The sequence below is a fragment of the Paeniglutamicibacter sp. ZC-3 genome (assembly GCF_025847175.2).
In the GTDB taxonomy this organism is placed as follows: Bacteria; Actinomycetota; Actinomycetes; order Actinomycetales; family Micrococcaceae; genus Paeniglutamicibacter; species Paeniglutamicibacter sulfureus.
In genome coordinates this window covers 74,343-89,329 of sequence record NZ_JAOYTG010000013.1, presented here as the reverse complement: position 1 = coordinate 89,329, position 14,987 = coordinate 74,343, and the positions used below count along the sequence as shown (strand labels likewise).

The 14,987-nt window shown below is 67.1% G+C and carries 14 protein-coding genes; 4 read left to right on the top strand and 10 right to left on the bottom strand.

The features are described from left to right. Positions 1–166: 166 nt before the first annotated feature. On the bottom strand, positions 167–1,519 hold the full coding sequence (locus OIU93_RS13830; RefSeq protein ID WP_264270657.1) for a class I SAM-dependent RNA methyltransferase: 1,353 nt from the start codon (positions 1,517–1,519) through the stop codon (positions 167–169). Continuing rightward, complete coding sequence (locus tag OIU93_RS13825) at positions 1,516–3,564, bottom strand: APC family permease (RefSeq protein ID WP_264270656.1); 2,049 nt, start codon at positions 3,562–3,564, stop codon at positions 1,516–1,518. The genes OIU93_RS13830 and OIU93_RS13825 overlap by 4 nt, the downstream gene beginning before the upstream one ends. 159 nt (positions 3,565–3,723) lie before the next feature. On the opposite strand from OIU93_RS13825, the gene OIU93_RS13820 reads away from it, so the two are divergent. Together OIU93_RS13820 and OIU93_RS13815 are read left to right on the top strand one after the other, a co-directional pair. Beyond that, positions 3,724–4,407, top strand: a complete 684-nt coding sequence (locus OIU93_RS13820) for a TrkA family potassium uptake protein (protein ID WP_264270655.1) — start codon at positions 3,724–3,726, stop codon at positions 4,405–4,407. Then, on the top strand, positions 4,407–5,075 hold the full coding sequence (locus tag OIU93_RS13815; protein WP_264270654.1) for a TrkA family potassium uptake protein: 669 nt from the start codon (positions 4,407–4,409) through the stop codon (positions 5,073–5,075). The genes OIU93_RS13820 and OIU93_RS13815 overlap by 1 nt, the downstream gene beginning before the upstream one ends. 117 nt (positions 5,076–5,192) lie before the next feature. Here OIU93_RS13815 and OIU93_RS13810 read toward each other — a convergent pair whose 3' ends face one another. From OIU93_RS13810 to dut, 4 genes are read right to left on the bottom strand one after another with little or no spacing between them, the layout of a single operon-like run. Beyond that, positions 5,193–5,918 (bottom strand): DUF3159 domain-containing protein, encoded by a 726-nt coding sequence (locus OIU93_RS13810; RefSeq protein ID WP_264270653.1) that lies wholly within the window; start codon positions 5,916–5,918, stop codon positions 5,193–5,195. 55 nt (positions 5,919–5,973) lie between these two features. Continuing rightward, the gene (locus OIU93_RS13805; protein WP_264270652.1) at positions 5,974–6,381 is read right to left on the bottom strand and encodes a hypothetical protein; all 408 of its coding nucleotides are present in this window, start codon (positions 6,379–6,381) and stop codon (positions 5,974–5,976) included. 4 nt (positions 6,382–6,385) lie between these two features. Next, positions 6,386–7,168, bottom strand: coding sequence for a DUF3710 domain-containing protein (locus OIU93_RS13800; protein WP_264270651.1), 783 nt, complete (start codon positions 7,166–7,168; stop codon positions 6,386–6,388). Positions 7,169–7,216: 48 nt separating this feature from the next. Next, on the bottom strand, positions 7,217–7,687 hold the full coding sequence (gene dut, locus OIU93_RS13795) for a dUTP diphosphatase (protein WP_264270650.1): 471 nt from the start codon (positions 7,685–7,687) through the stop codon (positions 7,217–7,219). A gap of 134 nt (positions 7,688–7,821) precedes the next feature. Here dut and OIU93_RS13790 point away from each other — a divergent pair, with 134 nt between their 5' ends. Continuing rightward, positions 7,822–8,373, top strand: a complete 552-nt coding sequence (locus OIU93_RS13790; RefSeq protein WP_264270649.1) for a DUF3093 domain-containing protein — start codon at positions 7,822–7,824, stop codon at positions 8,371–8,373. Between the two features lie 89 nt (positions 8,374–8,462). On the opposite strand, the gene OIU93_RS13785 is transcribed toward OIU93_RS13790, so the two are convergent. Then, complete coding sequence (locus OIU93_RS13785) at positions 8,463–8,771, bottom strand: DUF4193 domain-containing protein (protein ID WP_264270648.1); 309 nt, start codon at positions 8,769–8,771, stop codon at positions 8,463–8,465. A 331-nt stretch (positions 8,772–9,102) separates the two neighbouring features. Here OIU93_RS13785 and sepH point away from each other — a divergent pair, with 331 nt between their 5' ends. Beyond that, complete coding sequence (sepH, locus tag OIU93_RS13780) at positions 9,103–10,197, top strand: septation protein SepH (RefSeq protein WP_264270647.1); 1,095 nt, start codon at positions 9,103–9,105, stop codon at positions 10,195–10,197. A gap of 84 nt (positions 10,198–10,281) precedes the next feature. On the opposite strand, the gene OIU93_RS13775 is transcribed toward sepH, so the two are convergent. From OIU93_RS13775 to OIU93_RS13765, 3 genes are all read right to left on the bottom strand, one after another. After that, positions 10,282–11,463, bottom strand: coding sequence for an alkaline phosphatase family protein (locus OIU93_RS13775; RefSeq protein ID WP_264270646.1), 1,182 nt, complete (start codon positions 11,461–11,463; stop codon positions 10,282–10,284). A 24-nt stretch (positions 11,464–11,487) separates the two neighbouring features. Further along, positions 11,488–12,165 (bottom strand): DUF5998 family protein, encoded by a 678-nt coding sequence (locus OIU93_RS13770; RefSeq protein WP_264270645.1) that lies wholly within the window; start codon positions 12,163–12,165, stop codon positions 11,488–11,490. Between the two features lie 71 nt (positions 12,166–12,236). Next, on the bottom strand, positions 12,237–14,939 hold the full coding sequence (locus tag OIU93_RS13765) for a bifunctional GNAT family N-acetyltransferase/acetate--CoA ligase family protein (protein ID WP_264270644.1): 2,703 nt from the start codon (positions 14,937–14,939) through the stop codon (positions 12,237–12,239). Positions 14,940–14,987 lie beyond the last annotated feature (48 nt).

Below are 14,987 nucleotides of genomic sequence, written 5' to 3'. Positions count from 1 at the left end.
CCGGAATTACATCTTCGTTGCACGCCCACAAGGAAATCCAGTTAGGCGATCCTAACTGAGTTTACCTGTGTTTTATTAGCGGCAGAGCTATAAACAGTCTATCCCCCGCCACCCTTGAAACCCCGCCATCCCGACATTTTCGGGCCGGACGGGGTCATATCAACGCCTAGTGGCGGACAAACAGTCCCACGGTTTCCATGTGATGGGTGTGCGGATAAAGGTCAATGACATCAACCTCTTCCAAGCGGAACCCCGAAGCCAGGAGATCCGCAGTGTCACGGGCAAACGATGCAGGATCGCACGAAACGTAGGAAATCTTCTTGGCGCCCGAACGCACCATCGCGGAAACGGCGGTTTTGCCGGCGCCGTTGCGCGGCGGGTCGAGCACAATCGAATCCAGCTTGGCCTTGCGCGTATTCAATTCCCTGGACAAGGTCTTTTCAACGCGCCCCTGGGAAATGATCGCCTGGGGGAATTCACGCAGGTTCTTCAGGGCGTCCTTGCTGGTTCCCGGGGCTCCCTCAATGGACAGCAGCATGCCGTCGTCGCCCACGGCCTTGGCCAGCGGTGCGCTGAAGAGACCTGCCCCGGCGTAGAGGTCCGCGATGCGCGTCCCGTAGCCCGGCGCCAACTGGCTCATCACACGCTCCACCAGGGTGGCGGGGGCCAACCGGTGGATCTGCCAGAAACCTTCGCCGGTGATGCGGTAGTCGTGGCCCGCCACCGATTCGGAAAGCCACGTCCGCCCGCGCAAGCGCTGCAGGGCACCGCGCCCGTCGGCAGCCGATCCTCCGACCTGGGTCAGTGCCGCGGCGCTGGTCCCCTCGGGCAGGCGCTTGGCCGCGCGGCCCGCTGCCCCGGCTACCGTTCCGTCCTCGATGAAGAGCACCAGCACCCCGCCATCGTCGCCGGATCCGACGGCAACCTCGACGCGGCTGATGCCTGCCAGCGGCAGCTCCCAGAGCGCCAGCTCGTTGATCTTCGGGTGTGCCAACGGCATTTCCTTGACCGGCACCAGGTCGTTGGAGCGGAAGGCGCTCATGGCCAGGCGGCCCTTGGCGTCCACTGCGAAGGCCGTGCGCGTGCGCCAGCCCAGCCCGTCGGCGGATTCGCCCTCGGGCGCGCGAACCGCGGTGAAGCCGTGCTCGGCCGCGTCGATGCCGCCCAGGCGCTGCATCTGCTCGACGAAGATCTGGCCCTTGATCCGGCGCTGGGCGTCCAGTGCGATATGCCCGAATTCCGCGCCGCCCACCGGCAGGATGCCGCGCGGGGCCGCGTGCAGGGAGTCGGCCTGGGTCCAGAAATGCGGTACCCGGTCCGCTGAGGCCTCGTGGACCTCGACGACGTCGCCGCGCCAGAAACGGGCCTTTTCGCCGTCATCGCGCACGGCGACCGAAACCAGTTCGCCGGGAATGCCGTGGCGCACGAAGATCACCCGGCCCTCGTGTCGGGCGACAGTGTGGCCGCCGTGGGCCGGTGCGTCGAGGCGCACCTTCAGGATGTTTTCGTGCGTGCTCATGGCTTGTCTTTCGGATTGGAGATCTGGGGTGCCGCTGGATGCGGCATGGGCTTGGCGCCTGCCGAGGCTTCCTCGGTGGGGCCCAGGTCCATGGAGGCGTCGGAGGAGGCCAGGCGCCACGGCACCGAGGCCACCACGACCCCGGGCTCGTAATGCAGGCGGTTCTTGATGCGCATGGCGGTCTGGTTGTGCACCAGTTGCTCCCACCAGCGGCCCACCACGTATTCGGGGATGTAGACGACGATCAGGTCGCGCGGTGAATCGCGCTTGATCGAGCGGATGTGCTCAATCAGTGGCGGGGCGATTTCCCGGTACGGGGAGGCAAGCACCGTGATCGGCACCGGGATGCCCAGGGCCTCCCACCGGGCCAGCGTCGCCTCGGTGCGCTCCGAGTCGGCGTCCACCACGATGGCATCGAGTTTCGAGGGACGCGCGGCGCGGGCGAAGGCCACCGCACGCAGCACCGGCTTGCGCAGCGTGGAGACCAGCACCAGTGCGTGCACGCGGGCAGGCAGGGCGGTGGCCGATTCGTCCTCGCCAATGGCAAGTTCCCTGTCCACCTGCACGTAGTGGCGGTGCAGCGAATCCATCATCGCGAACAGCACGGCGATGCCCAGCACCGCCAGCCAGGCGCCGTGAACCAGCCGGGTGCCCAGCACGATGAGCAGCACAGCGGCGGTGAGCGCGAAGCCCGCGAGGTTCAGCAGCCTGGAGCGGTGGATGCGGGCGCGCACGCGCTTGTCCGGGGTCTGGGCCAGTTCGCGGCCCCAGTGCCGGATCATGCCGAGCTGGCTCAGCGTGAAGGACACGAAGACGCCCACCACGTAGAGCTGGATCAAGGTCGGAACGTGGGCGTCGAACACCCAGATCAACGCGATGGCGGCGATGGCCAGGGCCAGGATGCCGTTGGAGAAGCCGAGCCTGTCCCCGCGGGTGCGCAGCTGGCGCGGCAGGTAGCCGTCGGTGGCCAGGTGCGAGGCCAGGTTGGGGAAGGAATTGAAGGCCGTGTGCGCGGCTATCAGCAGCACCGCAACCGTCACCGCCAGCACCAGGTAGAAGCCGATGGACGCGCCGCCGAAGATGGCCTCCGCCACTTGGCCGAGGACCGGATGCTGGATGTAGTCGGCAGGGATCGGACCGCCGTCCAGGCGCAGGCCGGTGGCGGGATCCTCCACCACGCGGACCTGCACTGCCCGCGCCAGGTACATGGTCCCCAGGGTCAATGCGCCGGCGAATAGGCCCAGCAGCAGCAACACCGCAGCCGAATTGCGGGCCTTGGGGGCCGCAAGCTTGTGGACGTTGGAGATCGGGACCTCGACCCCGGTGAGCGCGGCGGATCCCGTGGAGAACGCGCGCAGCACCAGCAGCACCCCGGCCAGACCGGTGAGCCCGTGCGGATAGTCGGGGTCGGGAACCACCTCGAAGCCGGCACTGGGGGCGGTCCCCAGCGTGCCGGTGGCAGCAAGGATCCCGCCGGCTGCGAGCATCACGAGGACCACGCCGATGAACAAGTAGACGGGTGCAGCGGTGCCCATCTTGGACCGGCCCCGCCCGCGCAGGTTCAGCACCGTCAGCACCACGACCCCGGCGGTGGCGAACCATGCCTGGCTTCCGTCCAACGCCGGGAATGCGGCGATGACGTAGTGCGAGGCGGAGGAAATGGACACCGCCACGGTGAGCACGAAGTCGACCAGGAGGGCAGCTGCCACCGTGGTCCCGGCCCGTGGGCCCAGGTTCACGGAGGCGATCTCGTAGTCGCCGCCGCCCGAGGGGTAGGCCTTCACGGACTGGCGGTAGGAGGCGATGATGACAAGCATCACGACCATGACGGCAAGACCCACCGAGGGCGAGAAAGCCATGGCTCCCAGCCCCGCCAGCGCGAGGGTGAGGATCACCTCGTCAGGTGCATAGGCAATTGAGGAGAGAGCAGAGGCCGAAAAGATGGGCAGCGCAAGGCGCTTGCGCAGCGGGGCCTCCTTCAGGCGCTCGGTCCTGAAGGGGCGCCCCACCAGGATCCGTTTCAACGCGTCAAGGAATGAAAGCACGATCCAAAGCTAGCCCCCTTTGCCCGCACCTGTCATACACCACACCGTCGCGGGCGACGTGAAGAATCCCGCATCGGGGGCCCTAACCGTGAAACACTGGGGAATGAACCGTGCCACGGAGGACCGCAGGCACCTCGGCGGGAACAAGAAGGATGGATCATGGCGCACTTCGTCATCATGGGTTGCGGACGGGTGGGCGTGACCCTGGCCCACACGCTCGACGACGCCGGGCACTCGGTGGCGATCATCGACCAGGACGACCGCGCATTCCGCCGCCTGCGCCGCAGCTTCTCCGGACTCAAGGTCTCCGGCGTCGGATTCGACCGCGAAACCCTGGAACGGGCGAAGATCGCGGAGGCCTACGCCTTTGCCGCGGTCTCCAGCGGCGACAACTCCAATATCCTGGCCACCCGGGTGGCCCGCGAGACCTATCACGTCCCGCACGTAGTGGCCCGCATCTACGACCCGGGGCGGGCGGAGATCTACCAGCGCCTTGGCATCCCCACGGTGGCTGCGGTGCGCTGGAGCTCTGACCAGGTTTTGCGCCGGATCCTGCCCGAACATTCGCTTCACGGCGACTTCCGCGAGGCCTCCGGCCGGTTGATCCTCGGCGAGGTGAACATCCACGAGGGCTGGTACGGCTACGGGCTCGAGGAGCTCGAGGCGGCCGCCCCGATCCGCATCGCCTACCTCTCGCGCTTTGGCGAGGGCGTGCTGCCGGTTCCCGGCATGCGGCTGCAGCAGGGCGACATCGTGCACGCGATGATGCCCGTCAACGCCGACAAGGACATTGAGAAGGTCCTCTCGGTCGCCCCCAAACCAATCACGGAGCAAAACACGTAATGAAGGTCATGATTGCCGGAGCAGGGTCCGTGGGCAGCTCCATTGCCAAGGAATTGATCAGCCACGGGCACGAGGTGCTGCTCATCGACGAGAAGCCCGAGGTGGTTTCGCGGGCCGGGGTGCAGGGCGCCCGCTGGCTCTTCGGCGACGCCTGCGAACTCTCTGTGCTCAAGGAAGCCAAGCTCGAGGAAGTCGACGTGGTTGTCTCGGCCACGGGAGACGACAAGGTGAACCTGGTCGTATCGCTGCTGGCCAAGAGCGAATTCGGCGTCGGACGCACCGTCGGCCGGGTGAACAACCCGAAGAACGACTGGATGTTCGACGACGCCTGGGGCGTCGACGTCGCGGTGAGCACCCCGCGGCTGATGACGGCCCTGGTCGAGGAGGCGGTGGAGATCGGCGACCTGGTGCGCCTGATGACCCTGCAATCGGGCGTGGTTTCGATGGTGGAGTTCACCGTCCCGCACGATTCGGCGCTGATCGGGCGGACCCTGGGCTCGGTGTCGTGGCCCAATGAGGCCACGGTGGTGGCGATCCTGCGCGATGACATCCCACTGGCGCCCAGCCAGGATGATGTCATCGAGGGCGGGGACGAGTTGTTCTTCGTGACCACGATCGTGGCTGAGGACGAGTTGCGCACCGTGCTGCGCACCACCGGCGAGCAATAGCCCCGGCGCGAACCCCGCCAACCGCGGTCCACTCCCCGGGACGGCCCAGCGCCGTCCCGGCATGGACGCCAGGTGCACTGGACTGCGTGCGAATCGCGTAGCCGGGGGCCCGCCAGGCTAGGCGATGGTGTCCGGTGTCGGTTGGCCAGCCGGCGCCTTCTGCGGCCGCGAGATCATCCAGGCAACCCACAGCGCCGCAGCATAGAGCGGCACGCCCATGGCCAGGCGCGCCGCGCCCAGGGCCGGGACGTTGTCGGCCAGGTACAGCGGGAATTGGACGACCAAACGCGCGGCAAATACCGCCACCACGATCCAGGTCGCCCAGTCGTATTGCCTGGCGCGCAGCTTGTTTTCCCGCCAATGCGTTTGTTCCGAGCGGATGAATCCGAAGATCACGCCCATCAGGGGCCAGCGGACCATGATCGAAATGACCAACGCCGCCCCGTAGGCGAGGTTCGTGTAGAAGCCGGGGACGTAGTAGTCCTTGGCCTCCCCGGTGACCCTGGAGAAGATGGCGCAGATGGCCACGCCCGCCAGGCCGGTCAGCGCCTGGGTGAGGGAGCCGCGGCGCACCAGGCGCACCACGGTGAACACCAGGGCCACGGTCACCGAGGCAATCAGCGCGGTGTTCAGCTGCTGCCACAGGGTGAAGATGACCAGGAAAACCAGTCCCGGGAGCAACGACTCGACGAGTCCGCGCACCCCGCCAATGGTCTTGAGCACGTCGATCTGCCCGTCCTCGCGGCGTTCGATGCCGGAATTGGCGCCGATTCGCCGGGCCATGTCCTCGGCACCGGGCGCATCGTCCTCGGGCTGGGGCTGCTGTTCGTTGTGCTCGCTCATGGCGGTCCGTTGTCCTTGGGAAGACTCGAGGGTGAATGGGGGGCGGTGCGCACCGCTAGCGGGAGCTGCGCTCGGGCAGGATCTCGTAGCGGGGGTTGAAGACCGTGGGCACCGAATCAAGCGGTGCAACCATGCCTTCGTATTTGATCCGGGAGCCTGCCACGAGTCCCGGTACCCGGCGCTGGCCCAGGAACACCAGCCGCAGGTGCGGCACCGCGCTTCGGCGGCCACCGGGCGGCGCCGGGTGGTCAACGACCGTCGCGGAGAAGGCCGGGGCCTGCGCCAGGGGAAGGATCGTGATGGATTCGACGTAGCCGCGGTGCGCGATGCGCCCGCGTACCGGAAGCTCGGCCAGGGACGCCAGGGGCTGGACGCCCGTGGGTCCCTGCTCGCCCGGCTCACGGACGTCCGCGACTTCCGGTCGCTGCGACCAGGTGGCCTTCACCGCTTTGTCCTTGGGCAACGAATCAGCCGATCTGGGTGATTTCCGGGCCACGTTCGGGACGCTCGGTGCCGGGGGCCTCGCCGGTCTCATCCGGACGGGCCAGTGCACCGGAGGGCACCGTCAGGGACAGCAACTCGGTCGGCGGCATCGGCGTGTCGCCGCGCACCACCACGACCTGTGCCAGGGTGTCCTCCATGATCTTGGATTCGGCCGCATCCGTCAGCGCCGAACCGCCGATGACCGCGCGGAGGAACCAGCGCGGACCGTCGATGCCCAGGAAGCGCAGCGCCACGTGGCCTTGGCGTCCGTCGGGAGCTGTCTGCGGAACCCGGGCCAGCAATTCGTTGCCGAAGCGGCCGGGAACCATTTCCGTTTCCCCGCCCTGGTCGGCGATGCCGGTGGCGATCTGGGTGGAGATGCCTGGCCACAGCTCATCGGACTTGGGTGCGGCGAAGACCTGCAGCTGCATGCGCGAACCACCGATCTCCAGTGCCACGGCGATGACGCGCTGCGTGGATTCTTCGACCTCGAGGCGAAGTTGCAGGCCGGGGACCGGCTTGATCAGCAAGGCTCCCAGGTCGAGGAAGCCCTCGTGGTCCTCGATGTCATCACCGTCAAAGGGCCCGCCCGCGCGTTCCGGGGTTGCCGCCGGCGCGTCCTGCGCTGCGGCCTCCGCCTCTGGAGCCTTGGCAGGCTTTTCCGCCGCCGGTTCCCCGGTCCCGCTGGCGGCCGCGGCATTGAGTCCGGCGATGGTCTGTTCGGGCTGCGCCTCGGCGACGGCCTTCTTCTTACGCTTGAAAATCATTGAAGTTGCTCTCTTGCTGTATCGACCGTGAGATTTCGCTGGCCGGCCCTAGTGGCTGCTGTTTGCGGTTTCGAAACCACCGGTGGAGCCAAAGCCGCCGGCGCCGCGCGAGGAGTCGTCAAGATCTTGGACCTGGATGAAGTGGGCCCGCTCGACCTTCTGGATCACCAGCTGGGCGATGCGGTCCCCGCGCTTGAGCACGATCGGGGTGGTTGCATCCGTGTTCAACAACGTGACCTTCAACTCACCACGGTACCCGGCATCCACGGTCCCCGGCGCATTGACCACGGTCAGGCCGTGCTTGGTGGCCAGGCCGGAACGCGGGTGGATCAACCCGACGTAGCCCAGGGGCAGCGCCAGGGAGACGCCGGTGGGAACCAGCGCCCGTTGTCCCGGCTCCAGCGTCACGTCCTCGCGGGCACACAGATCTGCTCCCGCATCGCCCTCGTGCGCATAACTTGGTGCCGGAAGGTCCGGATCAAGCATTTTCAGGGCGATATCGACTCTCGATTCGGACATCTATTTTCCACTCCAAGGGGTTCAAGATTGGGTTCTGGCCACGGCACGGCCACTGCTGTTTCCCATTAACTCTAGTCCCTCGGGCGCGCCGGCGCTGGCCGGGTACGGACTCCCAACCGCCTATGCTTGAGGGTATGGCCGAGAACCCTTCACCGATGCAACCTGCCCCCGTCCACTTCAGCGAAAAGCTGTGGCCCGCATGGTGGATCTGGGTCGTGACGCTGGGCCTTGGCGCCACCGCCGCCATCGCGTTCATCCCGGTGGGACTGGGCTGGGGAGTCGTGGCCGGCGTCGTCGCCCTGGGCCTGATCTCCTTCGCCCTGGTCATGAGCACCCCGAAGATCGAGGTCCGCGACGAAACGCTGACCGTGGGACGTGCCACCATCGAACGTGAATTCGTTGGCGATGTCACCGGCTACCGCGGCGCGGCGGCCTACCACCAGCGCGGTCCGGGCCTGAACGGCATCGCCTTCATGTGCATCCGCGGCTGGATCGACCCGGTGGTGCGCATCCAGATCACCGACGAGCGCGACTCCACCCCGTACTGGCTGGCTTCGACCCGCCGTCCCGAGGAACTCACCGCCGCCCTGGGCGGCGTCATGGTGCAGTACCGCGAGCCCGTGGAGAACCCCGAGGCGCAGGATGGCAACTCCCCCGATGCCGCGGAGGAATCCGGCACCGCCTAGGCGCCAATCCACCGAGGCACAAAAACGCCCGCCATCCCCCTGCTCCCGCTTGTGCGGGGATTGAGGGGGTGGCGGGCGTTGTGTTGTGGCTAGCCCTCGCAGTCGGTGCAGTAGAGCAGGCCGTCCTTCTGCAGGGCGATCTGCGAACGGTGCCGCACCAGGAAACAGGACGCACAGGTGAACTCGTCCGCCTGCGCCGGCATCACCATGACCGCGAGTTCTTCGCCCGACAGGTCGGCACCCGGCAGCTCATAGCTGTCGGCCAGGGCCGCCTCGTCTTCATCGATGAGATTCGAGGCGTTGGTGTTCGTGCTGCGCTGGGCCTTCAGCTCGGGCAGGGCCTCGGGCTTCTCATCGTCTTCGGCATGCTTCCGAGGTGCATCGTAGTCGGTTGCCATAATTGCTGCTTCACACTCCGCTTGGTTCAAGCTGTTGTTCGTCTTGGGTCGTCCCGGGACCGGTTCCGGTCCCGCGGGTCAATCCACGCAAATTCATGCGCTTATGCTTCAACGCAGAATCATGCTTTTTTGTGCCCGGGCGGGAACCGACTGTTCATCATTGCACCTTCGGGTCCAAAGACGGGATTTTTTACCCGTTTTTACGCGCGTTTTCGGGCTTGGTGGGAATAATCATGAAGCCGGTCCGCGCCACACCAAGGCACCTCTTAGGTATTTGCCCCCGCAGGTGGCAAAGTTTTAGTCACAACACGACGGTTTGTGGAGGATAGTCATGCGTCAACTCCGACTGGTGGGAATCCACGAGAACGGTGAGAGCCTGCACCTGAGCAGCGACGACGGGAACAGTTTTGTGCTGCCCGTCGATGAAGCGCTGCGAAGTGCATTGACTCGAGCAGCCCGGGCCGATCGTTCGGAGGCGCAAGCCGCGCCGTTGTCACCCCGCGACATCCAGGCCCGGATCCGTTCCGGCGCCACGGCAGAGGACGTGGCGGCCGTTTCCGGCATGTCCTTGGAGCGCATCATGCGCTACGAGGGTCCGGTGCTGGCCGAACGCGAATACATTGCCTCCCAGGCGCGCAATGTGGAGGTTTCCGCCCCGCAGACCCATGACGGCTACCGCAGCATCTTCGGCGAGGAACCGGCCAACCTCGGCGAAATGGTCGCCTATCGAATCCACTCGATGGGCATAGACACCGAATCCCTGGCCTGGGACGCCTGGCGCGAGGCAGATGGTTCCTGGGAGGTCGTGGCAACCTTCGATTTGCCCGAATCCGACGCCAGCATCGCCTTGGACGCCGGTTCCGAGGAATCCGTCGCGCGCTGGTCGTTCCACCCGAACCGCAAATCGCTGCAGAACGCCAATCGCTGGGCCCAGGTCCTGAGCGAGCTGGAACCGCTCGACGCGCCGGTGGGTGCCCGCCGACTGACGGCCGTCGCGGACGATCCCTTCGACGTCGAGGCCGACGGGGACGACGTCGACTTTGAGGCAGCCGTGGCCGACTCGGAACAGCTCCTTGACGCGCTCAGCGCCCGCCGCGGGCAGCGCCTGGGACTCGACGAAGAGGGCGACGACGCGCTGGCCGCCATGCTTTCACGCTCCCCTCACCCGGAGGACGACCCGCGTCTGGCTGGCCCCGCGCCGCAGGACGACGGCCTGCCCCGACTCTATGACGGCGTCAGCTCAAGAACCACGACCATTTCCCTGGTGCCGAACCTTCGCCCGGAAACCCCTGACAAGGGGGAATCGGCAGAGGGGTCGGAAGCCGGTGCCCACGACGATGAGGCCGGTGGCAAGAAAAAGGCCAAGCGTTCCTCGGTGCCCAGCTGGGACGAGATCGTCTTCGGCCGGCGCAACAACAACGACTGACTCCACGTAGGCGCTGCACCCACGGGAAAGGTCCGGTTTTTGGCAAGGATTTGATGCCAAAAACCGGACCTTTGCTGTTGGGTGCTATTTCCCGGCCGGGCGCGCCAGGGTCAGCAGCGGAACCTCGCACTCGGCGCGGGTCAGCGAGCCGTGCTGCCCGATCATCGTGAATGCGGCGGGCTTGACCCTCCGCCCGTCGAGGAAGGCAATGTCCTCCGCGGACAGGATGAGCAGGTCCCCGATGCGTTCGCGCACCCGGTCATCCACCGGCCCGAACAGGCCCAGGTCGATGGCCTCGTCGCGGCCGAGCACCCAGGCCTTGGACCCAAAGCGTTCCCGCCATGCCTCGGCCACCGCCTCCCTCTGGGCCGGCGGGGTCTGGGCGTGGAAATGCAATTGCGCCCCTCGCGGCTCGCCGGAGGTCAGTTCGACCCCGTCCACCAGCTCAGGAAACTCGGAGTAGTCGATCCGCCATTTCTCGTCCACGTCGACCATGCCGTGGTCAGCCGTCAGCAGCAGCAACGTGCCGGCCGGGACCCGTGCGGCCAGGGTGCGCATGACCGAGTCCAGGTCCTCCAGCGCGTTTCCCCATTGTGCCGATGCCTTGCCGTGCCGGTGCCCTGCCTTGTCCAGCTCGTTGAAGTAGCAGTACACCAGGGAGCGGGGATTGGCCGCGAGGATCTCGCAGGTGGCGCGCACCCGTGCGTGCGGAGACTCCGCCGCGGTGAATTCGGGGCCGCGCAGTGCTGCCTTGGTCAGGGCCGAATCCCTGAATTGGGACAGGGACACCGTGGCGGTGTGCACCCCGGCCGCCGCCACCTGTTCGAACACCGTCCGGTGCGGCTGCCAGGACAGCGGGTCCAGGTCCTTGGGCCAGCCGCCCAACTGGTTCACGACGCGGCGGCGTTCGGGGTCTACCGCGTCGTAGCCCACGATCCCGTGCTGCCCCGGCGGCAGGCCGGTGCCCATGGAGGTCAGCGAGGCGGCGGTTGTGGAGGGGAAGGAAGCGTGCAGGGTCTGCGAGGTTTCCATGAGCTTGCGCAGGAACGGGGCATGTCCCCCCCGGGCCTTGAGCAGGGCCTTGCCCAAGCCGTCGACCATCACCACACAGATGCGGTTGGCCGTCGGAAGCCCCAGGGCGTTCTCGAAGCCCTTGACTCCCAGTGCCGCCGCCGCGCTGGGCAGCAACTCGGCGATGGTCTTGCTTCCATACGGAGGGGCCGCCGGCAAGGCGGTGGCAGGGGTTCTGCGGGTGCTGGTTGCCACGAGGCGGTGTTCTCCCTTGTGGCCTTAGCCCTGGTGGGTGTTTCGGCCGAAGCGCGAGCCGACGCGTCCGCGCACCTCGGCGGCGGGTCCCGCGGCCACGGGGCGGGACGCATCGGCGCCGCGAGGGGCCGAGGCACGGCGCATTGACTTTGCGAAGCCGCGGGCGGCGGTCACGGCATTGACGCCGTCGGCCTCGGCGCTCACGCGTAGCACGAGGTCCTCCTGCTGGGAGGTGCCGGTGTAACCGTGGTCGGCGTCGCAGGCGGGGTCGGCGCAACCGGCCGGGGCCAGGTCGATCCGCTGGGCACCGGCCCAGGCGATGCCCAGGGTCAATTCCTTGACCATGTCGCCGGTGCTGTAGTTCTGCGGCTGGTGGTATACGTAACTGGTGGCCACGGTGGTGACCTTGGAGAGCTGGACCAGCTCGGTGGAGACCTGGGCCATGACTTCCTTGCCCTTCTCGTCCAGCTGCTGGTCATCGACGTGGGCCACCAGCAGCACGTCCTCGGCCAGCACCAAAACGGTGATGTGCCGGTGGACCTCGTGCTGGTCGAAGTGGGTCTCCAGATGCACCAGGTGCGCGCCGGTCTCCCGCCCATCGAGTGCCTCGTCGATGATGTCGGCAACCATTTTCGGGTAGAACCCGGCACGGTCGAGGTCAGCTTGCAGGTCGGGGCCCGTGGCCGAAGAAAGGGGGGTCATGCCTACCAGTCTACCCAAGGGGACGAACCGGGAGGTCTGGGTGTGGTGTACGCCGCTGCCGCGATGCCGGCTCAGTGGCTCATGGCCCGGCGTGCGGAATCGGTGCGCTGCTCCGGGTTGCCCAGCCAGATCTCGACCGCCAGCACCGTCGTGCCGTTGGCGGTGGCCATGACCGGGTTGATTTCCAGCAGGGACACCTCCGGGTGGTTGTCCTTCAGGGTGGCCACGCGGTTCAACAGGTCTTCCAGTGCACCCAGGTCCACTGCGGGAAGTCCCTGGTAGCCGCGCAGTCGGGCCGAGGCCCGCGGGGCAGCCACCAGGTCCGAAAGGTCGGTGTTTGTCAGCGGCGGGGTGCCGTGCGCCCAGTCGTCGAGCAGGTTCACCGCGTCGCCAGCCAGGCCGAAGGACACCACCGGGCCCAGCAACGGGTCCTCGACGGCCCTGACCACGCAGCCCTGCCCTGCCGGGGCCATGGATTGGACCTCGAGGTCCTTCGCCGCATACGTCGCCAGGATCTCGCGCATGTGCCCGATATTGGAGCGCAGCGAGGCCTCGTCGGTGATATTCAGCCTGACCCCGCCGAGGTCCAGCCGGTGGCGCAGGTGCTCGTCGCGGGCCTTGAGCGCAACCGGCCAGCCCAGCCGTCCGGCAGCGGCAACCGCCTCGTCGGCGGTTTCGAAGCCCGAGGATTCAAGCACCCCGATCCCGTAGTGGCCCAAAAGTTCGGCTGCCTGTCCCTTTGACAGGTGCAGCAGGTCCACGCCCTCCACGGTGTCCAGGGCCTGCTCGATGAAGTCGGCGGCGGCAGGCACGTCGATGCCCGGCGGCTCGATGACCTCTCCCTGTTCCCGGGCGACCCAGCGCGCATAGTGGACGACCGCCGCCAGGGCGTTGACGGCGACCCCGGGGCTGGAATAGCAGGGCAGTCCGTAGTTGCCGCCATCCGGGTGGATCCCGGCATCCAGCAGCCCGTCGACAGTGGCCACGGGATCCATGAGGCCGGTGAACACTGCCACCACGGGCTTGCCCGCCTCAGCTGCCGCCTCGCGGATGCACCGGGCCAGCGCCTGGTTGGAAAGCCCCGGCTCCGGCAGCAAGGTGACGATCCCGCAATGCACTTCGGTGTTTTCCAGCGCCGTGGCCAGGGCCGCGGCAAGCCGCGGCAGCGCCCGGGACTGGCCATCCCCCAGGTGCACCCCAGCATCCGAGGCAACCACATCGAGGTGGTTCTGCTCGGCGGCGTCGGCGACCACGGAGGCCAACGCCGCGGAGTTGGACAACACCGCGATCCCTGGACCGGCCGGCAGCGGCTGGGCAGCCACCACCTGCGCGATTTCCATCAATTCCTCGTTGGTGCGCACCCGGATCACCCCGGATTGGCGCAGCATCGCGTCCACCGCCGCCGTGGGCGCCTGGGTGGTGCGCACCGCGTGGCCCGGCGGCAGCCGCAGCCCCATGACATCGGACTTGGCCACGATCACGGGCTTCGAGTGCGAGAGTCGGCGGGCGATGCGGGAGAACTTGCGCGGGTTGCCGAAAGACTCGAGGTACAGGCCCACTGCGCGGGTGGCGGGATCGTCTTCCCAGAACTGCATGGCGTCGTTTCCCGAGACATCCGCCCGGTTGCCCGCCGAAACAATGGAGGACACCCCGACGCCGCGGCGCACGGAGGCCGCGTAGAGCAGCACCCCGATGGCGGCGGATTGGCTAAAAAGCCCCAAGGTTCCCTGCTGGGGCATGCCGGGGGCGAGGGAGGCGTTCATGGAGGTCGCGGGGTCGGTGTTCACCAGGCCCAGGGATGCGGGGCCGATCACGCGCATCCCGTTGGCCCGCGCCAGCCGGACCAGTTCGCGCTGGCGGGACAGCCCAGCCTCGCCGTCCGCCTCGAAGCCTCCCGTGGCGATCAGCAGCCCCTTGACCCCGGCATGGGCGCACTGCGTGATGACCTGGTGGATCTGGTCCTGCGGGACGGCAATGACGGCCAGGTCGACGGGACCCGGGATCTCGGCCAGCGTGGCGTAGCTGCGCATGCCGCCGAGCTCGAAGGCCTGCGGGTTCACGCCGTAGACGGCACCGGTGAACCCGCCCTCGATGATGTTGTGCAGCAGCGTGTGCCCGACGGTGCCCCATTCGCGGCTGGCTCCGATGACCGCGATGGATCCGGGGGCCAGCAGCCCGGCCAGCGACTTGGCCTCGGCGCGGTGTTCGCGCGATTCCATCACGGCGCGGGACTTTTCCGTGGGGTCGATGGGGAATTCGAGCATCACCACGCCCTCGTCGAAGTGCCGCTTGACCGCATAGCCGGCCTCGGCGAAGACCGTGAGCATCTTACGGTTTTCGGGAAGGACCTCCGCGGAGAAACTCTCAATGTCGTTTTCGCGTGCGGCCGCGGCCAAGTGCTCCAACAGGATCGAGCCCACGCCCATGCCCTGGTAGGCATCGGAGATGTTGAAGGCCACCTCCGCGTCGGTGGGGTCATCAAGCCGGTCATAACGCCCCACACCGATAATGTCCTCGCCCCGGATCACGACGAAGGCCACCCTGTTGACGTGGTCGACCTCGGTGAAGCGCTTGAGCTCTTTGGCGGTGAGCGAGGATTTGTACGTAAAATAGCGCATGTAGACCGAGGCTTCGGATTGCCCGCGGTGCATTTTTTGCAAATTGTCGGCGTCGCTTGGTTGAATCGGGCGTAGATGTGCCGTGGATCCGTTGCGCAGGACAACGTCTGCTTCCCAATGGGACGGATATTCACCGGGTTTACGACCATCCACCATAGGCTTAGCCTAGCGGTCGGCGTCCGAAGAGCACTTGGATCGACGCGC